The sequence below is a fragment of the Streptomyces sp. NPDC034103 genome (assembly GCF_055575395.1).
This window is the reverse complement of sequence record NZ_JBVISS010000012.1, coordinates 1-19,671: the sequence shown is the minus strand read 5'-3', so window position 1 is coordinate 19,671 and position 19,671 is coordinate 1. Positions and strand designations below refer to the sequence as shown.

The 19,671-nt window shown below is 68.9% G+C and carries 15 protein-coding genes, 1 rRNA gene, 1 pseudogene and 1 riboswitch; of the genes and pseudogenes, 3 read left to right on the top strand and 14 right to left on the bottom strand.

Features of this window, described 5'->3' with window-relative positions; genetic code table 11:
- Nucleotides 1-22 precede the first annotated feature (22 nt).
- Both ACZ56U_RS26340 and ACZ56U_RS26335 read right to left on the bottom strand, forming a co-directional pair.
- On the bottom strand, nucleotides 23-1,021 hold the full coding sequence (locus ACZ56U_RS26340) for a carbohydrate ABC transporter permease (RefSeq protein ID WP_469086444.1): 999 nt from the start codon (nucleotides 1,019-1,021) through the stop codon (nucleotides 23-25).
- A 6-nt stretch (nucleotides 1,022-1,027) separates the two neighbouring features.
- Nucleotides 1,028-2,323, bottom strand: coding sequence for an extracellular solute-binding protein (locus ACZ56U_RS26335; RefSeq protein WP_469086443.1), 1,296 nt, complete (start codon nucleotides 2,321-2,323; stop codon nucleotides 1,028-1,030).
- A 731-nt stretch (nucleotides 2,324-3,054) separates the two neighbouring features.
- On the opposite strand from ACZ56U_RS26335, the gene ACZ56U_RS26330 reads away from it, so the two are divergent.
- Complete coding sequence (locus tag ACZ56U_RS26330; RefSeq protein WP_469086442.1) at nucleotides 3,055-5,121, top strand: APC family permease; 2,067 nt, start codon at nucleotides 3,055-3,057, stop codon at nucleotides 5,119-5,121.
- A gap of 86 nt (nucleotides 5,122-5,207) precedes the next feature.
- On the top strand, nucleotides 5,208-5,603 hold the full coding sequence (locus tag ACZ56U_RS26325) for a TOBE domain-containing protein (RefSeq protein WP_469086441.1): 396 nt from the start codon (nucleotides 5,208-5,210) through the stop codon (nucleotides 5,601-5,603).
- Nucleotides 5,604-5,662: 59 nt separating this feature from the next.
- On the opposite strand, the gene gcvP is transcribed toward ACZ56U_RS26325, so the two are convergent.
- Complete coding sequence (gene gcvP, locus ACZ56U_RS26320; RefSeq protein ID WP_469086440.1) at nucleotides 5,663-8,548, bottom strand: aminomethyl-transferring glycine dehydrogenase; 2,886 nt, start codon at nucleotides 8,546-8,548, stop codon at nucleotides 5,663-5,665.
- 173 nt (nucleotides 8,549-8,721) lie between these two features.
- A riboswitch (glycine riboswitch) is annotated at nucleotides 8,722-8,818 on the bottom strand.
- 129 nt (nucleotides 8,819-8,947) lie between these two features.
- Between gcvP and ACZ56U_RS26315 the strand changes: the two genes are divergently transcribed.
- The gene (locus tag ACZ56U_RS26315) at nucleotides 8,948-9,325 is read left to right on the top strand and encodes a PRC-barrel domain-containing protein (RefSeq protein ID WP_469086439.1); all 378 of its coding nucleotides are present in this window, start codon (nucleotides 8,948-8,950) and stop codon (nucleotides 9,323-9,325) included.
- Here the strand turns inward: ACZ56U_RS26315 and ACZ56U_RS26310 are convergent.
- From ACZ56U_RS26310 to rrf, 11 genes and pseudogenes are all read right to left on the bottom strand, one after another.
- Nucleotides 9,241-10,729 (bottom strand): annotated as a pseudogene (locus ACZ56U_RS26310) (DNA polymerase IV). The gene ACZ56U_RS26315 and the pseudogene ACZ56U_RS26310 overlap by 85 nt on opposite strands.
- Before the next feature lie 57 nt (nucleotides 10,730-10,786).
- Complete coding sequence (locus tag ACZ56U_RS26305; RefSeq protein ID WP_391237161.1) at nucleotides 10,787-11,434, bottom strand: MerR family transcriptional regulator; 648 nt, start codon at nucleotides 11,432-11,434, stop codon at nucleotides 10,787-10,789.
- A gap of 256 nt (nucleotides 11,435-11,690) precedes the next feature.
- Nucleotides 11,691-12,164 carry a bifunctional nuclease family protein gene (locus ACZ56U_RS26300; RefSeq protein WP_004002801.1) on the bottom strand — a complete coding sequence of 158 codons (474 nt, stop codon included), beginning with the start codon at nucleotides 12,162-12,164 and terminating at the stop codon, nucleotides 11,691-11,693.
- Nucleotides 12,165-12,241: 77 nt separating this feature from the next.
- Entirely contained in the window at nucleotides 12,242-12,979 is a 738-nt protein-coding gene (ftsR, locus tag ACZ56U_RS26295) for a transcriptional regulator FtsR (RefSeq protein WP_469086438.1), read from the bottom strand.
- A 45-nt stretch (nucleotides 12,980-13,024) separates the two neighbouring features.
- Nucleotides 13,025-13,918 (bottom strand): FHA domain-containing protein, encoded by an 894-nt coding sequence (locus ACZ56U_RS26290; RefSeq protein ID WP_391237168.1) that lies wholly within the window; start codon nucleotides 13,916-13,918, stop codon nucleotides 13,025-13,027.
- A gap of 61 nt (nucleotides 13,919-13,979) precedes the next feature.
- Nucleotides 13,980-14,834 carry a DUF881 domain-containing protein gene (locus ACZ56U_RS26285; RefSeq protein ID WP_469086437.1) on the bottom strand — a complete coding sequence of 285 codons (855 nt, stop codon included), beginning with the start codon at nucleotides 14,832-14,834 and terminating at the stop codon, nucleotides 13,980-13,982.
- A gap of 5 nt (nucleotides 14,835-14,839) precedes the next feature.
- Nucleotides 14,840-15,172: a small basic family protein gene (locus tag ACZ56U_RS26280; protein ID WP_003988855.1), complete on the bottom strand. Its 333-nt coding sequence runs from the start codon at nucleotides 15,170-15,172 to the stop codon at nucleotides 14,840-14,842.
- Nucleotides 15,169-16,074, bottom strand: a complete 906-nt coding sequence (locus tag ACZ56U_RS26275; RefSeq protein ID WP_469086436.1) for a DUF881 domain-containing protein — start codon at nucleotides 16,072-16,074, stop codon at nucleotides 15,169-15,171. Before ACZ56U_RS26275 ends, ACZ56U_RS26280 begins: the two co-directional genes overlap by 4 nt.
- 98 nt (nucleotides 16,075-16,172) lie before the next feature.
- On the bottom strand, nucleotides 16,173-18,668 hold the full coding sequence (locus tag ACZ56U_RS26270; protein WP_469086435.1) for a sugar phosphate nucleotidyltransferase: 2,496 nt from the start codon (nucleotides 18,666-18,668) through the stop codon (nucleotides 16,173-16,175).
- 112 nt (nucleotides 18,669-18,780) lie between these two features.
- Nucleotides 18,781-19,389: a CDP-alcohol phosphatidyltransferase family protein gene (locus tag ACZ56U_RS26265; RefSeq protein WP_469086434.1), complete on the bottom strand. Its 609-nt coding sequence runs from the start codon at nucleotides 19,387-19,389 to the stop codon at nucleotides 18,781-18,783.
- A gap of 109 nt (nucleotides 19,390-19,498) precedes the next feature.
- A 5S ribosomal RNA gene (gene rrf, locus ACZ56U_RS26260) occupies nucleotides 19,499-19,615 on the bottom strand.
- Nucleotides 19,616-19,671: the final 56 nt, after the last annotated feature.

Below are 19,671 nucleotides of genomic sequence, written 5' to 3'. Positions count from 1 at the left end.
AGCGTCCGGGTGGTCTTGCGGCTCACTTGCCGCCTCCCCTCATCGTCGTGGTGGCCCCTTCGAGGTCCCGTCGAAGCACGAACCGCTGGTAGGCCAGGGCGAAGACGAGGCAGATACCGAACATGACCACACTGATCGCGCTGGCGTAACCGACCTGGTAGCGCTTGAAGCCGTACTGGAACATGGTCACGGCCATGGTCTCGGAGTGATGGTCGGGGCCGCCCTGGGTGGTCACCCAGACCAGGTCGAAGAGCTGGATCGCCCCGATGACGGACAAAAAGACGCTGATGCGCAGGGTGGGTGCGAGCAGCGGCAGGGTGACACTGCGGAACCGCTGCCAGGAGTTGGCCCCGTCGATCAGCGCCGCCTCGGTCAACTCCCTGGGCACGGACTGGAGTGCGGCCAGGTAGAGCATCATGTGGAAGCCGAAGTACTTCCACGTCATGACCAGGAACAGGGTCGCCATGACGTTGGAGGGGTCGGCGAACCACTCCCCGCCCAGCCCGTCCAGGCCGATGCCGCCGAGGAAGTGGTCGGCGAGTCCGTCGTCCGGGGCGAAGATCATGCCGAACAGCACACCGGTGATGGCCTCGGACAGCACGTACGGCGCGAAGAACAGCATCCGGTAGACCGCCCGCCCGCGCAGCCGTTGGTTCAGCAGCACGGCCATGGCGAGCGCGAACGGCAGTTGGACGGCGAGCGAGAGGACGACCAGGACCAGACAGCGCCACAGGTCGCCCATGAAGACCGGGTTGTCGAGGAGCTGGGTGAAGTTCTCCGTGCCGATGTAGTCGGAGGGCATGCCGAAGCCGCCCCAGCGGAAGAACGCGGCGTAGAGCGCGAACAGCATCGGCAGCAGCACGAGCCCGATGAACAGCACCAGGGCGGGCACCTGGAAGCCGACGGCGGTGAGCCAGTGGAGCGCCCGTCGCCGGGCCCGCCCCTTGGCCGCACCGGCGGCCGGGGGCGGGAGGCCGACGTCGGGGCCGCTCCGCTTGTCCGGGAGGAACGTGGAGGTCATCGGCTGTTACTGCTCTTCCTTCGCGATCTTGGTGATCGACTCGGCGACCTGCTGGGACGACTTGGACCCGGCGATCAGCGCCGCCACGCTGTCGTTGACCTCCTGGCCGACGGCGGGCGCGTAGGCCTGGTCGAGGTAGAGCTGGAAACCGGTGGCACCCTTCAACTGGGCCTGCACGGACTTGATGTTGGGGTCGGCGATGGCGCTCTCGGCGCTGGGGACGACCGGGAGGACGCCGGTCTTCTTGACGAGTTCGAGGTCGGTGGCCTCGGAGGCGAAGAACTTCAGGAAGTCCACGGCCGCCTGTGGCGCCCCCTTGCGCAGGGCGTGTCCGCCGCCTCCGCCGAACACCTCGGTGATGGTGCCCTTGCCGCCCTCGACGGCGGGGAACGGGAAGAACCCGAGGTCGTTGCCGAGGCCCTTGCCCGCGTCGGCCTGGACCACCGGCGCCCACTGGCCCATGAGTTCCATGGCGGCCTTGCCGTTGCCGACGGCGGCGGCCTGGCCGGTCGGCGAGGAGTAGGCGGCGCCGAGGAAGCCCTTCTGGAACGGCTGGAGGTCGACGAGTTCCTGGAGGTGCTGGCCGGCCTGGACGAAGTCGTCGCCGGTGAAGTCCTGGGCCTCGTAGGCCTTCTGGAGGGCCTCGGCACCGGCGGTGCGCATCGCGAGGTAGGCCCAGTAGTACATGCCGGGCCACTTCTCCTTGCCCGCGAGGGCGATCGGCGTGATCTTCTTCGACTTCAACTTGCTCACGGCATCCATGAACGCGCCCCAGGTGGTGGGGGGTTCGCTGATGCCGGCCTGCTTGAAGAGTGCCTTGTTGTACCAGAAGCCGATCATGCCGATGTCGAACGGGACGGCGTAGGCCCGGTCCTCGATGAGGTACGGCTCCTTGGCGACCTGCAGCAGGCCGTCCGACCACGGCTTGGTCCGGTCGGTGAGGTCCTCGACGAGGCCCGCCTCGACCTGCTGCTTGAGTACGCCGCCGCCCCAGGTGTGGAAGATGTCGGGGAGTTTCCCGGAGGCGATCAGCGCCGTCATCTTCGATTTGTAGGCGTCGTTCTCCAACTGGACGATCTTTATCTTCACCTTGGGGTTCTGGGCCTCGAACTTCTTGGCCAGACCTGCCCAGACCGTCTTCGTGGGCTCGGTGGTGGAGATGTTCCACCATTCGACGGTGGTCGTCCCGTCGGACGAGCCCCCGTCGTCCGAGTCACCGCAGCCGCTCAGTGCGGTCATGCCCAGACCGGCCGCGGCGGACGCCGCCAGGAAGCCGCGGCGGGACAGTGCCGGGTCGCCCATGGTGTGCTCCTTGGGTACGGGACGGCACGTCTGTGACCGCCCACGGGACCGAAAGTTTCGGAGTTGATCCAGAAAGGTTCGTTGTTGCCGCACCCTAGAGACAGCTGCCAAACGGTGGCAACCCCTTGTACGCGGTGAATCTGCGCCCGACTTCCCCGCCCGCGAGTCCTTCCGCACCGATCGACCCGGACCGGGGGCCTCCGACGCCGGCCCCACGGCGCCGGATCGAGCGGTGCCGAAGTCGCCCCGCGGGGGCGGGAGTCGAAGCGGGCGCCGAGCGAGGGCCATGACTCCTCCGCCGCACCGCCCCCGGCAAATGCCAAGCGGCACGGCCCGCGATCCGCCGCGAGCACCACCGCGACAGACCACGGCGACCGCCGCCCACCGCTGCGCGCGGCCTTCCCTCCGAGCGCCATCCGTGGCGAAACATTCGGATGATCTGGCGAACGTTACGATTGCCACTCGGGACCGTCCGGGGGCGGGACGGAGCATGACTCTGGGTGTTCGCCGCCCATGGCACCCGACTCGCTCTCCCGCACCCACAATCCGCCCCAAGTCGGGGTTAATCCCCCCTATTCAGCTCCCCAGGCCACGCCGAGGGAGTCTTAACGGAAGCTTGACGCGCTCCCTACCCACATCCGAGGGCCCGAGCATCACTCTCCGCTTACGCTGATGCGGCCGTCCGCGTGACGGCCGCAACCGCACGCTGAGCCGCACACCAGGAGCCCCCGATGGCCACCACCGAACCCGCGCCACCGAGTCGCCTGCGCACCTGGATGCTGGAAGGCCTCTCGGACATGGCCCCCACCCAGCCCGGCCAACCCGGCCAACCCGGCCAACCCGGCCAACCCGGCCAACCCGCAGAAGCCATGGACCGCATGGGCCCCATGAAACGCGTGGAACACCTGGATCCCGTGGAACCCATGGCACCCGCCCGGTCGTCCGCGTCCGAGCCGGAGCACCAGGGCCGGCCCTGGTGGCGGGTCATGTGCCTCACCGGCGTCGACTACTTCTCCACCCTCGGCTACCAGCCCGGCATCGCGGCCCTGGCGGCTGGCCTGCTCTCCCCGATCGCGACGATCGTCCTGGTGGTCGTGACCCTGGCCGGCGCGCTCCCCGTGTACCGCCGGGTGGCCGAGGAGAGTCCCCACGGCCAGGGCTCCATCGCGATGCTGGAGCGCCTGCTCACCTTCTGGAAGGGCAAGCTCTTCGTCCTGACCCTGCTCGGTTTCGCCGCCACCGACTTCCTCATCACCATCACGCTGTCGGCCGCGGACGCCTCCACCCACCTGGTCGAGAACCCGCACCTCAACAGCGCCCTGCACGACCAGCAGATGCTGATCACCCTGATCCTGGTGGCCCTGCTCGGCGCGGTGTTCCTCAAGGGCTTCCTGGAGGCGATCGGCGTCGCCGTCGTCCTGGTGGGCCTCTACCTCGCCCTGAACGTGGTGGTGGTGAGCGTCGGTCTGTGGCATGTCCTCACCGCGGGCCATGTGATCACCGACTGGTCGTCCGCGCTGACCAACGAGCACGGCAACGTCTTCGTGATGATCGGCGTGGCCCTGATCGTCTTCCCCAAGCTCGCGCTCGGCCTCTCCGGCTTCGAGACCGGCGTGGCGGTCATGCCCCACGTCAAGGGCGACCCCGGCGACACCGACCAGAACCCGGCCGGCCGGATCCGTGACACGAAGAAGCTGCTCACCACCGCCGCCGTGATCATGAGCTGCTTCCTGATCGCCACCAGTTTCATCACCACCCTGCTCATCCCGGAGTCGGAGTTCGAGCCGGGCGGCCAGGCCAACGGCCGCGCGCTGGCCTTCCTCGCGCACGAGTACCTCGGCGGCGCCTTCGGGACGCTCTACGACGTCTCGACCATCGCCATCCTGTGGTTCGCGGGCGCCTCCGCGATGGCCGGCCTGCTGAACCTGATGCCCCGCTACCTGCCCCGCTACGGCATGGCACCGCACTGGGCCAGAGCCGTACGCCCCATGGTCATCGTCTTCACGCTGATCGCCTTCCTGGTCACCTGGATCTTCGACGCCGACGTCGACGCCCAGGGCGGCGCCTACGCCACCGGCGTCCTGGTCCTGATCAGCTCCGCCGCGATCGCGGTGACCATCGCCGCCCGCAAGGCCGGCCAGCGCGGCTGGACCATCGGCTTCGCGGTCATCTCGGCGGTCTTCCTCTACACCACGGTCGTCAACGTCATCGAACGCCCGGACGGTGTGAAGATCGGCGCCTGCTTCATCGCCGGCATCATCCTGGTCTCACTGCTCTCCCGACTGGCCCGCGCCTTCGAGCTCCGCGTGACCAGCGTGGCGCTCGACCCCGTGGCGGAACGTTTCGTCCGGAATATGGCCCACCGCAAGATCCGCTTCATCGCCAACGAGCCCGACCAGCGCGACGAGGCCGAGTACCGCGACAAGATCGAGCAGATCCGGGAGGACAACGACATCCCCGGCCAGGAGGACTTCGTCTTCGTCGAGGTCACGGTCCTCGACCCCTCCGAGTTCGAGTCCGGTCTGACGGTCCGGGGCGACGTCCTGCACGGCCGCTACCGCGTCCTGACCCTGGAGTCCTCCTCCATCCCCAACGCCCTGGCGGCCCTGCTCCTCCACGTCCGCGACACCACGGGCCGCACCCCGCACATCTACTTCGAGTGGACCGAGGGCAATCCGTTCGCCAACTTCCTCCGCTTCCTCCTCTTCGGCCAGGGCGAGGTCGCCCCGGTGACCAGAGAGGTCCTGCGCGAGGCGGAACCGAACCGGGCCCACCGCCCCCGGGTCCACACGGGCTGACGCCCGAGCGGGCGAGCGGTCCCGTCACATGATTCTTCGCCCGCCCCCGTCCGCGGTTGCCCGCCCCCGGCCCTATCGTGATCCACATGCAGTCGTACACGATCGGCCAGGCGGCCCGGCTCCTCGGCGTGAGCCCCGACACCGCTCGCCGCTGGGCGGACGCGGGCCGGGTGGCGACCCACCGCGACGAGGGCGGGCGCCGGCTCATCGACGGCCGGGACCTGGCCGCCTTCTCGGTCGAGCTGGCCCGGGGCGACACCGGCGACGAGGAGCCGTCGTACACCTCGGTCCGCAACGCCTTCCCCGGCATCGTCACCGCGATCAAACTCGGCGACGTCGCCGCACAGGTCGAGATCCAGGCCGGCCCGCACCGGCTGGTCTCCCTGCTGACCCGCGAGGCGGTCGAGGAACTCGGCCTGGAGGTCGGCATGGAGGCCACGGCCCGCGTGAAGTCGACGAACGTACATATCGACCGCACCTGACCCACCGAGGATCGCGAGAAGGGCCCCGCCGAAAAGCGGGGCCCTTCTCGACTACCGGCTCAGTCGTCGTAAGCGTCCATCGGAGGGCAGGAGCACACCAGGTTCCTGTCACCGAAGGCCTGGTCGATCCGGCGCACCGGCGGCCAGTACTTGTCCGCCGGCGACACCCCGGCCGGGAACACGGCCTCCTCGCGCGTGTACGCGTGCTCCCACTCACCGCCGAGCGCCCGCGCGGTGTGCGGCGCGTTCCGCAGCGGGTTGTCCTCGGCGGGCCAGTGGCCGGACCCGACCTTCTCGATCTCCCCGCGGATGGCGATCATCGCCTCGCAGAATCGATCCAGCTCGATGAGGTCCTCGGACTCGGTCGGCTCGATCATCAGCGTCCCCGCCACCGGGAACGACATCGTCGGCGCGTGGAACCCGTAGTCGATGAGCCGCTTGGCGACATCGTCGACGCTGACCCCGGTCGCCTTGGTCAGCGGTCGCAGATCGATGATGCACTCGTGCGCGACCAGCCCGCCGGGCCCGGTGTAGAGCACCGGGTAGTGCGGCTCGAGCCGCTTGGCGATGTAGTTGGCGCTGAGCACCGCCACCTGCGTGGCGCGCTTGAGACCCTCACCGCCCATGAGCCGGACGTAGCTCCAGGAGATCGGCAGGATCCCCGCCGAACCCCAGGGCGCGGCCGAGATCGGCCCCACACCCGTCTCCGGCCCGGCGGCGGGCTGGAGCGGGTGGTTCGGCAGATACGGCGCCAGGTGGGCGCGCACCCCGACCGGCCCGACACCGGGACCGCCGCCGCCGTGCGGGATGCAGAAGGTCTTGTGCAGGTTCAGGTGGGAGACATCACCGCCGAAGTGACCCGGCTTGGCGAGCCCCACCAGCGCGTTGAGGTTGGCGCCGTCGACGTACACCTGCCCGCCGGCCTCATGCACCTGCGCACAGATGTCGGCGACGTGCTCCTCGAACACCCCGTGCGTCGACGGGTACGTGATCATCAGCACCGACAGCTCGTCGCGGTACTGCTCGATCTTCGCCCGCAGGTCCTCGACGTCGATCTCGCCGTCCCCGGCGGTCCGCACGACGACGACCTTCATCCCGGCCATGACCGCGCTCGCGGCGTTGGTGCCGTGCGCGGAGGACGGGATCAGACACACGGTCCGCTGCTCGTCCCCGTTGGCCCGGTGGTATCCGCGGACGGCGAGCAGCCCGGCCAGCTCCCCCTGCGACCCGGCGTTGGGCTGGAGGCTGACCTTGTCGTACCCGGTGACCTCGGCGAGACGTTCCTCCAGCTCCCGGATGAGCGTGAGGTAGCCCTGCGCCTGCTCGGCGGGCGCGAAGGGGTGCAGCTGACCGAACTCGGGCCAGGTGACCGGCTCCATCTCGGTGGTCGCGTTGAGCTTCATCGTGCAGGAGCCCAGCGGGATCATGCCGCGGTCGAGCGCGTAGTCCCGGTCGGCCAGCCTGCGCAGGTACCGCAGCATCGCCGTCTCGGACCGGTGCCGACGGAAGACCGGGTGGGTCAGGAAGTCGTCGCCGCGCAGCAGCGCCTCGGGCAGGGTGTCCTCGGCACCGGCGTCGAGCGCCTCGATGTCGGCCTCGACCCCGAACGCCGTCCATACGACGCTCAGCTGATCGCGCGTGGTGGTCTCGTCGCAGGAGAGGGAGACCCGGTCGGCGTCCACGAGGTGCAGGTTGACGCCGTTCTCGCGCGCCGCGGCGACGACCTCGGCGGCCCGGCCCGGCACCCGCGCGGTGACCGTGTCGAAGTAGGCGCCGTGCACGACCTCGACACCGCCGGCGACGAGCCCCGCGGCGAGGATGTTCGCGTAGCGGTGGGTGCGCCGCGCGATGTCCTTCAGACCGTCGGGGCCGTGGTAGACGGCGTACATGCCGGCCATGACGGCGAGCAGCACCTGCGCGGTGCAGATGTTGCTGGTGGCCTTCTCGCGGCGGATGTGCTGCTCACGGGTCTGCAGGGCCAGCCGGTACGCCTTGTGCCCGTCCGCGTCCACGGAGACGCCGACGAGACGTCCGGGCAGGCTGCGCGCGAACTTCTCGCGCACCGCCATGTAGCCGGCGTGCGGTCCGCCGAAGCCCATCGGCACACCGAAGCGCTGGGTGGTCCCGACCGCGATGTCGGCGCCGAGTTCCCCGGGCGACTTCAGCAGCGTCAGCGCGAGCAGGTCCGCGGCGACGGTGACCAGGGCGCCCAGCTCGTGGGCCTGCTCGATCAGGGGCCCCAGGTCCCGTACGGCACCGGATGCGCCGGGGTACTGGACGAGCACGCCGTTGATCTCACGCTGGGCGATCTCGGCCGGAATGCCGTCGCTGAGGTCGGCGACCACGACCTCCACACCGGTCGGCTCGGCACGGGTCTCGATCACGGCGATGGTCTGCGGAAGGGCGTCCGCGTCGACCAGGAAGAGCCCCTTCTTGTTCTTGCCCATGCGCCGGGACAGCGACATCGCCTCGGCGGCCGCCGTGCTCTCGTCGAGCAGCGAGGCACCGGAGGTGGGCAGTCCGGTCAGTTCCGCGACCATGGTCTGGAAGTTGAGCAGGGCCTCGAGCCGCCCCTGCGAGATCTCGGGCTGGTACGGCGTGTAGGCCGTGTACCAGGCTGGGTTCTCCATCACGTTCCGCAGGATCACGGGCGGCGTGAAGGTCCCGTAGTACCCGAGCCCGATCATGGAACCGAGCACCTGGTTGCGGTCGGCGAGCGAACGGAGCTCGGCGAGCACCTCGGCCTCGGTACGCGCGCCCGGCAGGTCGAGCGCGTCGGCGTTCTTGATCACATCCGGCACCGCGGCGGCGGTGAGCTCGTCCAGCGAGCCGTAACCGACCTGCGCGAGCATCTTGGCCCGCGCCTCCTGGTCGGGCCCGATGTGGCGCTGCTCGAACGGGATCCCCTGTTCGAGTTCGGTGAGCGGAGTGCGATGGGCGGTCATTACGGAGGCCTCCTGGTCTGACACGACCTTCGACGGGCACCACGGTGCGGGTACCCGGACGGCCTCCCCCTCTGTCATCTCAACCTGAGAGCTTCACCGGGACCCCGAAGGCTCCCGGCTTTCACCGTCGGTGAGAGCGGAAGCCATGCACCCGCCCTGCTTTCCAGAGTGGCCTCGTCCGTGCGGTACGTGTGCCTGAGAGATTCCGGGGAGGATTTGCTCCTTCGGCGCCCCCGAACGGTGTCCGGAGGACTCTCCCGCACAGGGTCGGCAGCCGCTTGTCAGCCTAGCAGCGAGGTCAACGCGGCTCCCTCGAGATCCCCTCGAGTGGCCACAGTCACCAAACTGCTCTTTCGTAGTGCTTACGGATGAAGCGAGCCGCGACCACGTGGAGGGCCCGTGCAGACCGACATCGATCCGCGGAACCTGATCGGCCGCAAGGCCTTCGACCGCAACGGCACCAAGATCGGCACGATCGACGAGATCTACCTCGACGACGCCACCGGCCAACCCGAGTGGGCGGCCATACGCACCGGCCTGTTCAGCAGGGACGCCTTCGTCCCCCTGGAGCCCAGCGAGTTGGTCGAGGGCACGCTGAGGGTCCCCTTCGAACGAGCCCTGATCAAGGACGCCCCCGATTTCGGTGTAGGCCGCCACCTCTCCCCCGACCAGGAACTCCAGCTCTACCACCACTACGGCCTGGACGTGGCCCCACCGCCCCCCTTCCCGGACCACGACTTCGGCAAGCTGGCGGGCACGGAGGACGCGGAAGCCTGACACCTCCGCCGACGGAACGGCCCGACATCACGCGCCTCGCCTCGCATCCGGCAAAGGGCCCGACGCACCGCACACGACGGACACCAGCGGCAACGGCTCGGCCACGGACAACGCGGGGTCGTCCACGGAGAACGTCCGCACCCGCCCGGGCGGAGAGTCCGGCGTCTCGAACCGCACCGTCACCCGCCCCAGCCCACTGCCCTGCACCCATCCGTGCCCGAACTCCTCGTGCCGCACGTCGTGTCCCGAGACCCACCGCCGCTCGACCGGCACCGCCACCTCCGCTTCGGCGCCTTCCTCCTGCGGCTCCTCCTGCGCGAGCTCCCGTTCCCCGGCGGCCTGGGCGAACAGGTCCTCCTGCGTGTAGTCGGCGAGCCCGCTCACCCCGACCCCCAGCAAGCGCACACCCCCGGTCGTGTCCACGGAGTCCAGCAACCGGGCCGCGGCCTCCCGCACCACAGCAGGGTCGTCGGTGGGCCCCCGCAACGTCTCGGACCGGGTCAACGTGGAGAAGTCGTACCGCCGCACCTTCAGCACGATTGTCCGCCCCGACAACCCTGCCCCCCGCAACCGCCGCACGCACCGGTCCGCCAGCCGCTGCACCTCAAGGCCCACCCGCAGCCGGTCATGGATGTCCACGTCGTAGGTGTCCTCGACCGACACGGACTTGGTCTCCCGCTCCGCCACCACGGGCCGCTCGTCGTACGCCATCGCCATCGCGTACAGCCCGTGCCCATGGGCCTTCCCGAGCAGCCGTACGAGCTCGTCCTCGCCCGCCTCCACGATCTCCTCGACCGTGTGGATCCCGGCCCGCCGCAGATGGTCCCCGGTGGCCGGCCCCACCCCCGGCAGGATCCGCACCGACATGGGCCCGAGCATGGCCCGCTCGGTCCCCGGATCGATGACCACCAGCCCGTCCGGCTTGCCCTGCTCCGAGGCGATCTTCGCGAGCATCTTGGAGGCGGCGAGCCCGACCGACCCCGTGAGCCCGGTGACGGCCCGTATGTCGGCGCGCAGCTTCGTCCCGGCCAGCCGCGCCGACTCCTCGTCCCAGGCCGTCCCCCCGGCCTCCAGGTCCACGAACGCCTCGTCGAGGCTCAGCGGCTCCACCAGCGGCGACAGCTCCCGCAGCAGCCCCATCACCTGCTCGCTGATCGACCCGTAGAACTCGAAGCGCGGCACCAGGTACGCGGCGTTCGGCACGAGCCGCCGCGCCTGCGCCATCGGCATCGCGGAGTGCACACCGAACACCCGCGCCTCGTACGACGCCGTGGCCACCACCCCGCGCGGCCCCAGCCCGCCCACCACGACGGCCTTCCCGCGCAGACTCGGCTTGGACGCCTGCTCCGCCGAGGCGAAGAAGGCATCCATGTCGAGATGCAGGATCGTGGGCGCGGTTCTCACATCTCCGATGCTGCCCTACGCCACTGACAATGCCCCGTCGCGAGGACGGAGCGGCCCTCAGACCGCCCGGTTGCGCCGACGCGCCAGCTCGTCCGCCGGGTTGGGCCCGACCAGGGTCTCGCCGGTGTCGATCCGCTCCCCGTGCAGCTGCGACAGCGCGCTCTCCACGTCCCGCCACACGACACCCACGGCGATACCGAAGATCCCCTGGCCGCCCTGGAGCAGCGCGTGGACCTCGTCCGGTGAGGTGCACTCGTAGACCGTGGCGCCGTCGCTCATCAGCGTCATGCGCTCCAGGTCCCGGAACCCGCGCTCCCGCAGGTGCTGCACGGCGGTGCGGATGTTCTGCAGGGACACCCCGGTGTCCAGGAACCGCTTGACGATCTTCAGGACGACGACGTCCCGAAAGCTGTACAGGCGCTGCGTCCCCGAGCCGTACGCGGGCCGCACACTCGGCTCCACGAGCCCGGTGCGCGCCCAGTAGTCCAGTTGCCGGTAGGTGATGCCGGCGGCCGCGCAGGCCGTCGGCCCGCGGTAGCCGATCTCCTCGGACGCCATGGACGTCGCCCCTCCGCCGCTGGTCGGCACGGCTGCCGGTCGCTGCGGAACACGGTCGGCCGCGCTGCTGTGAAGCGGGTACGGACCGCCGGCTCCGAGACTGCGCCCCGGAGCTCCCCCAGCCGTACCGTCGCCGCTGCTTCTCACGCCGACCTCCGTCCTTGACCTGCCTTCTCGACGGTAGGCAGTCACCAGGGGTGCGTCAACGATCGCCACACTCGGCACGCCGAGTGATAATCACCCAAGGAGTGGTTTCCCGCACCCCGCCGCGGGGAAAGGCTAGCCGAATGCGCTCGAGGCGGGCCGCAGGACGCTCTCACGCGCCGGTGGCAAATGCCGGCATTTCACCGGTCACCGGACACCACCGGCCCCACGGACCTCGATCCGCGGGGCCGCAGACGCCTCACTGGCTGCTCGTGCCGAAATCCTCGGGGGAGATCTGGTCGAGGAACTCGCGGAACTTCTCCACCTCGTCCTCCTGCTCGTCCGGGATCGCGATGCCCGCGTCGTCGAGCACACCGTCACTGCCGTAGATCGGCGTCCCGGTGCGCAGCGCCAGCGCTATGGCGTCGGAGGGGCGGGCGCTCACCTCGACGCCGCTGGCGAAGACCAGCTCCGCGTAGAAGACGCCCTCACGCAGGTCCGTGATGCGCACTTCGGTGAGCTCCTGGCCGACGGCCTCCAGCACGTCCTTGAACAGGTCGTGGGTCAGCGGTCGTGCGGGGGCCATGCCCTGCTGGGCGAAAGCGATCGCCGTCGCCTCCCCCGGCCCGATCCAGATGGGGAGGTAGCGGTCGCCTCCCACTTCACGCAGGAGCACGATCGGTTGGTTGGAGGGCATTTCGACCCGGACACCTACGACATCGAGCTCGTTCACACAGCAACCCTAGGCCGTGCCCGGGATGTTTGGGTAGTCGGGCAGGAAACGGGTGACGGATCCGGCATCCGGGGACCTCAGGGCAGACGCACACCGAGGGCGGTCCGCACCAGGGCCGCGTGCAGCCTCACCGTGAGCCCCGCCAGTTCCTTCGTACGGGCTTCCGCGTGTGCCCTGGTCTGCGGATTGCGGTGCCGCCTCAGCGGGGCCACCACCTGGTCCACCAGCCCGGCCTGACGGTCGGCCGCGGCCTTCATCGCGCGCAGATGCCGCGGCTCGATCCCGAAGCGCCCGAGCTCCGCGACGAGCGCCGCCACGGTGACCGCCTCCGCGTCGTACGCGCCGTCCGGCAGCGGGGCGATGAGCCCGTACGACTCCCACTCCTCCAGCTCCCGCTCACCGATCTCGGCCGCGGCGAGCAGCTCGGACCGTCCGATCCGTGCCGCGGTGGGCGCCTCCGCGGGCTCGGACGGCGTCTCTCCGTCCCGCTGCCGCCCCACGACGGGCAGCGCTACGGCCTCACCGCGCTCCATGGCGTCCAGGTGCTCTCGGATCACCTTGAGCGGCAGGTAGTGGTCCCGCTGCATCCTCAGGACGTGACCGAGGCGCTGGACGTCCTGGGCGCTGAACTTGCGGTACCCCGAGGGCGTTCGACGCGGCTCGATCAGCCCCTCGGACTCCAGGAAGCGGATCTTGGAGATGGTGACCTCGGGGAACTCGTCACGCAGCACGTTCAGCACCGTGCCGATACTCATCAGCCCACTGTCCGTGGCGGCGGCACCGTCCCGGGCACCGCCGCTCGGTGTTTGAAGCATGGATCTTCCCTGGGGGTCTCCCCCCGGACGGAGCCCGGGGGCGGGTCAGTAGCCCCGCTGGCTCGCGTAGAAGACCAGCCGGTACTTGCCGATCTGCACCTCGTCGCCGTTGTGCAGCGGCACCGAGTCGATGCGCTCACGGTTCACATAGGTGCCGTTGAGACTGCCGACATCGCTCACCGTGAACGAACCGTCCGGCTGGCGACGGAACTCCACATGCCGACGCGAGACCGTCACGTCGTCCAGGAAGATGTCACTCTGCGGGTGACGCCCGGCGGTGGTCAGGTCACCGTCCAGCAGGAACCGGCTGCCCGAGTTCGGTCCGCGGCGCACCACCAGGAGGGCGGAGCCCAGCGGCAGCGCGTCGACGGCCGCCTGCGCCTCCGGGGAGAGCATGGGCATCTGCGTCTGGCCGGTCGCCTCGGCGTCGTAGGCCTCGAGACCGGAGATGGAGATCGTGGAGGTCGTCTCGGACGGCCGCTCGGCCGTGCCCCGCAGCGGAGCGCCGCAGTTGGAGCAGAAGCGGCTGTTCTCCGCGTTGCGGTTACCGCACCTCGTACACACCAGGGCCGACATGGAAAACTCTCCACCCGTACTCGAGGTCGACGGTTGCCCGAAACCTATGCCGCCGGACTGCGCAGGGTCAACAGACGGCGCGCCCTGACCTCCGGGAACGTCGCCACCCAGCTGGTCCCGGAACAACGGGCGCTGGCCCTCCGCGTCGGGCTGTGCGCGATGACGAGCGGTCGCGTTGGCGTTGTCGCTGCCCTCTCGCGCGCTCTTGCCGAACAACTTCGCAAACAACTTCACGGGCGATTCCCCTTGACCGAAACAGACCCGCCCGTGGGGCAGGACGAACCCTGACTGCATACACCGGCCGACCCGGACATCCTGACAACGTCCGTATCCACCTGACAGTTTCCACCACGCACCACCCAATCGGTGCGCCGACCCCCCGCAACCTCATGCCCTGGCCGGACGTCCCGCATGCACCCGCGGTTCACCGGGAGGACGACCGAGCGTAGTCAGGCTGCTTCGCCGCTCGCAAGGCGTCCACGACGATCTTGGCAGACCGCTCGACGGTCACGGTGGCCTGCTCCTTCTCAAGAGTCTGCACCACGCCTCCAGGGATGTTGAGCGCCGGTTCGAGATCCTGCGGCTTGCCGATGACCTGGAAACGATAGGGCGCGTTGATCTTGTTCCCGTCGACGCTCACGCTCTTGTCCGAGTCGGTGAGATAGGTGTTCGCGACCACCCGCACCCCGTTCACCTGGATCGCCTCGGCGCCCGCCGCACGCAGCTCCTGGATCGCGTCGAGCAGCATGTCGGCCTCGACCGTCCCCTTCGTGTCGTCGATCGTCATCGTGATGCCGGGCCCCTGCGCGGCCACCGTGCCCGCCAGGATGCCGAGCTGCCTCTCCTTCTCCAGCGTCTGCTTGCGGGCCTCCTCCGCCTGGTCCGAACTGTTCTCCAGCTCGTCCCGCTGCTTCTCCAGGCCCGCCTTCTCGTCCTCAAGACGCTGAGTACGGTCATCCAGTTCATCGAGAATGCGAACAAGATCTTCCTGGCGTGCGCCGCGCAGGGCACTGTCGCCGTCGCTGTTCGACGCCACCTGCACGGCCAGACCGAAGCCGAGGCCGAACAGCAGCACCGCGACGATGAGTTGGGCCCGGGTCACCCGCGGCGGCCACAGCCCCTGCACGAGCCGTTCGCGGCCGGTCAGACCGGGCTCCCGCTCCGGCTCCCGCACCGCGGCCGGCTCGGCGGGCTCGGCGGCCTCGGGGGCCGTCGGGGGCACCTCCTCGGGCAGTTCCTTGCGCAGCGGGTTCTCCGACGTCTCGTCCTGGTTGCTCATCGGTGTCACGCCCGGAACACGTGCCGGCGGATCGCCGCGGCGTTGGAGAAGATACGGATACCGAGGACGACCACGACACCCGTCGAGAGCTGGGCTCCCACGCCCAACTTGTCGCCCAGGAACACGATCAGCGCGGCGACGACCACGTTCGACAGGAACGACACCACGAAGACCTTGTCGTCGAAGATGCCGTCGAGCATGGCCCGCAGACCACCGAACACGGCATCCAGCGCCGCGACGACGGCGATCGGCAGGTAAGGCTCGACGACCGCCGGAACCTCAGGCCGGACCAACAGGCCGGCCACGACTCCCACGACGAGGCCCAGTACGGCGATCACGATGTGCCCTTCTCAGTTCTCGGCTGTGCTGTACGAACGATCACACTCGGTGCTGCGGGCAGCCGGAGGTCACCCTCCGCGGAGATGCTCGTCCGGATGCCGTAGTTCTCCTGGAGGGCGTGCAGATACAACCCGTCGGCACTGTTCTGGAACGTGGTGCTCAACCGTTGCCCGTCCCCCACCGCCAGCACCGTGTACGGCGGCACCAGCGGCCTGTTGTCGACCAGTATCGCGTCACCCGCGGCTCTGATCGCCGACAGGGCCGTGAGCCGCTGCCCGTTGATCGAGATGGCCTCGGCGCCCGACTCCCACAGTCCGTTGACCACGCGCTGCATGTCCCGGTCCCGCACCCGCCCGGTGTCGGAGAACCCGGAGGTCTCGCGCGGGTCGCCGTCCCCGCCGGTGGTGGACGCCTTGGCGTCGTTCACGACCAGCTTGACGCCGGGACCGTGCACCGCCGTGGCCCCCGACAGGACGCCGACGAGGTCCGCCTGGCCGCTGCCACCGCTGTCCCTGAGCGCCTCGCGCTGCCGCGCGCTCACGTCGTCACGCAGTGCGTCGACGCTGTCCTCGAGCTTGTCCGCCGCGTCCGTCTCCCCGTCGATGCGGTCGATGAGCTCCTCGCGCTCCTTGGCCACGACCGGAGCGGCCACCCGTGCCTGCGCCGCCCCGACGGTCACGACCAGGGCGGCGAGCACCAGTCCGGCGGCCAGCCCGAGCTTCGCCCGCAGGGTCCTCGGCAGCCCGCCGTCACCCGCGGCCCGCTTCCGCTCGGCCGCTTCCGCGTACCCGTCGTCGAGGCTGTGGTCCATGACGTTGGTGAGCAGCGACATGGACGCGTCCGGGCGCGAGGGGCGCGTGGGGGTGCTCCGAACGGGGGGCTGCTGCGGCATGCCGCACATCGTCGCACGTCGCGCCCGCTACCTCCGAATGGCCCCACCGACGTGCCGGACAGGCGCCCTTGGGGACACCTGTCCGGCACGCACGCGTGCAGCGTTCGTCAGCGGCCGGCGCTGTCCACGACCGCCGCCCACTCGTCCAGCAGGGCCTGCGCGGAGGCGTCGTCCGGACCTTCCGCCCAGAGATGAGTGACCGCCTCGGCCGGGTCGGGCAGCACCATCACCCAGCGCCCGTCCGTCTCCACGACCCGCACACCGTCCGTCGTGTCGACGAACCGATCCCCGGCCGCTTCCACGACCCGGCGCATGACAAGGCCCTTGACCGCCCAGGGAGTCGCCAGATCCCGCTTGAGCACATGCGCCCGCGGAATCCGCGCATCGATCTGGCTGAGCGTGAGCTGCGTCCGCGCCACCAGCCCGATGAGGCGCACGAACGCCGCCGTACCGTCGAACACGCTGCTGAACTCCGGCACGATGAAGCCGCCCTTGCCATCACCGCCGAAGATGGTCGACTCATCGCGCCCGACCCGTGTCAGGTCATCGGGCGACGTGGTCGTCCACTCCACCTGCGTCCCGTGGTACGCCGCCACCTGCTCGGCGATCCTCGTGGTGGTCACCGGCAGCGCCACACGTCCACTGCGACGCTCCGCGGCCACCAGGTCGAGCATGACGAGCAGCGCCCGGTCGTCCTCGATGATCCGCCCCTTCTCGTCGACCAGCGACAGCCGCTCGCCGACGGGGTCGAAGCGCACACCGAACGCGGCTCGCGACGACGCCACGATCTCTCCGAGCCGCACCAGCCCGGAGCGCCGCACATCCCCCGTCTCCGTCGGCCGCGACTCGTCCAGACCCGGGTTGACGGTCAGCGAGTCCACCCCGAGCTTGCCCAGCAGGCTGGGCAACACCAGTCCGGCACTGCCGTTCGACGCGTCGACGACGACCTTCAGCCCGGACTCGGCAATCCCCGTCGTGTCGACGTTCCGCAACAGCGATCCGGTGTACGAGTCGAAGACGCTGGCCGGGAAGTGCAGATCCCCGATCTCGCCAGGGAAGGCTCGCCGGTACTCCTGTCGCGCGAACACCCGGTCCAGCTTCCGCTGACTGCCCTGCGACAGGTCCGCACCCCGCCCGTCGAAGAACATGATGTCGACGGAGTCCGGCACCCCCGGAGTGGTCCGGATCATGATCCCGCCGGCACTGCCCCGCGCGGTCTGCTGGCGGGCAACGGGCAGCGGTACGTTCTCCAGGTCCCGTACGTCGATGGCGCTGGCCTGCAGCGCGGAGATGACCGCCCGCTTCAGCGCACGCGCACCACGGGAGTGGTCACGCGCCGTGGTGACGGTGGAGCCCTTCTTCAGGGTCGTCGCATAGGCGCCGGCGAGGCGCACCGCGAGCTCGGGAGTGATCTCCACGTTCAGGATGCCCGAGACACCGCGCGCCCCGAAGAGATGCGCCTGCCCGCGGGACTCCCAGATCACCGAGGTATTGACGAAGGCGCCGGCCTCGATCGTCTTGAACGGGTAGACCCGCACATTGCCCTGAATGATCGATTCTTCGCCGATCAGGCACTCGTCACCGATGACAGCGCCGTCCTCGATCCTGGCCGCCCGCATGATATCGGTGTTCTTGCCGACCACACAGCCGCGCAGATTGCTCTGCTGCCCGACGTACACGTTGTCGTGCACGACGGCCTTGTGCAGAAACGCCCCGCTCTTGACGACCACGTTGGAACCCACCACGGTGTGTTCCCGGATTTCGGCCCCGGCCTCGACCTTGGCGTAGTCCCCGATGTAGAGCGGGCCGCGCAGAACGGCGTCGGGATGCACCTCGGCACCCTCTGCCACCCATACTCCCGGCGACAGCTCGAACCCGTCGATGTCGACGTCGACCTTGCCCTCCAGGACATCGGCCTGCGCCTTCACATAGCTCTCGTGGGTACCGACGTCCTCCCAGTACCCCTCGGCGATGTAGCCATAGATCGGCTTGCCTTCCTTCATCAGCTGCGGGAAGACATCGCCGGACCAGTCCACCGGCACATCGGCCTCGACATAGTCGAAGACCTCGGGCTCCATCACATAGATGCCGGTGTTCACCGTGTCGGAGAAGACCTGGCCCCAGGTCGGCTTCTCCAGGAAGCGCTCCACCTTGCCTTCCTCATCGACGATGGTGATACCGAATTCCAGCGGGTTGGGCACACGCGTCAGACAGACGGTGACCAGCGCGCCCTTCTCCTTGTGGAAATTGATCAGCTCGGTGAGGTCGAAGTCGGTCAGGGCATCGCCGGAAATGACGAGGAAAGCATCGTCCTTCAACGCCTCTTCGGCGTTCTTGACGCTTCCGGCGGTACCGAGTGGCTTCTCCTCATTGGCATAGGAGAGCTCCATCCCGAGCTCCTCGCCATCACCGAAGTAGTTCTTGACCAGAGAGGCCAGGAACTGCACGGTGACAACGGTCTCGTTGAGCCCATGCCTTTTGAGCAGCCGCAGAACGTGCTCCATGATCGGGCGGTTGGCCACGGGCAGGAGCGGCTTGGGCATGCTTGAGGTCATAGGGCGAAGGCGTGTGCCTTCACCTCCGGCCATCACGACGGCCTTCATGTCGGAAGCGTCCTCCTCTAAGAAATGACGGTCCAGCCCACTTCACCCGCCTATTGTCCCGCACTCTCTCGCCGCGGGCCATCGAGCCGCTGTGGGGCGCTAATCGGCGAGGTCAATCGGCCATAGCGTCCGCACGGACCAGGCGGCGGACTTGAACCACGTAGAGGACTCCTGCCCACCAATAGAGCGTTGTACCCCACCCGGCGAACGCCCATCCGAAAATCGCAGCGAGTGACTGAAGCCAGCCACTTCCGTCACTGAGCAGGAGCAAGGGGAAGGCGTACATCAAGTTGAACGTGGCGGCCTTGCCCAGGAAGTTCACCTGCGGCGGAGGATAGCCGTGACGCCTGAGGATGCCCACCATCACCAGCAGAACCAGCTCACGGGCCAGAAGTGCAGCCGTCAACCAGATCGGCAGAATCTCGCGCCAGGTGAGGCCTACGAGAGTCGAGAGAATGTAGAGCCGGTCAGCGGCGGGATCCAGAAGCCGGCCGAGGCTGCTGATCTGGTTCCAGCGCCTCGCGAGCTTGCCGTCCAGGTAGTCACTGATCCCGCTGAAAGCCAGCACCAGGAGCGCCCAGCCGTCACTCTTGGGGCCTCCGAACTCAGGCCAGAGGATCAACCACAGGAAGACGGGCACCCCGACGAGTCGCGCCATGCTGAGGATGTTGGGGATGGTGAGGACTCGATCCGTCTGGACGCGAGTCTCCTGGACCTCCACCCGAGGGCCTCCTGAGGGAAAACGTGCCTACGATGCCCCCTGACCCTACCTCAACGCAAAAAAGCTCTGGCTCCTGGGCATGTGCCCAAGAGCCAGAGCTATAAAAGGAGTTCGGCGGTGTCCTACTCTCCCACAGGGTCCCCCCTGCAGTACCATCGGCGCTGTGAGGCTTAGCTTCCGGGTTCGGAATGTAACCGGGCGTTTCCCTCACGCTATGACCACCGAAACACTATGAAACTGTTTCAGCCGCACCACACCCGTGACCATGGGCATGGGGCCGTT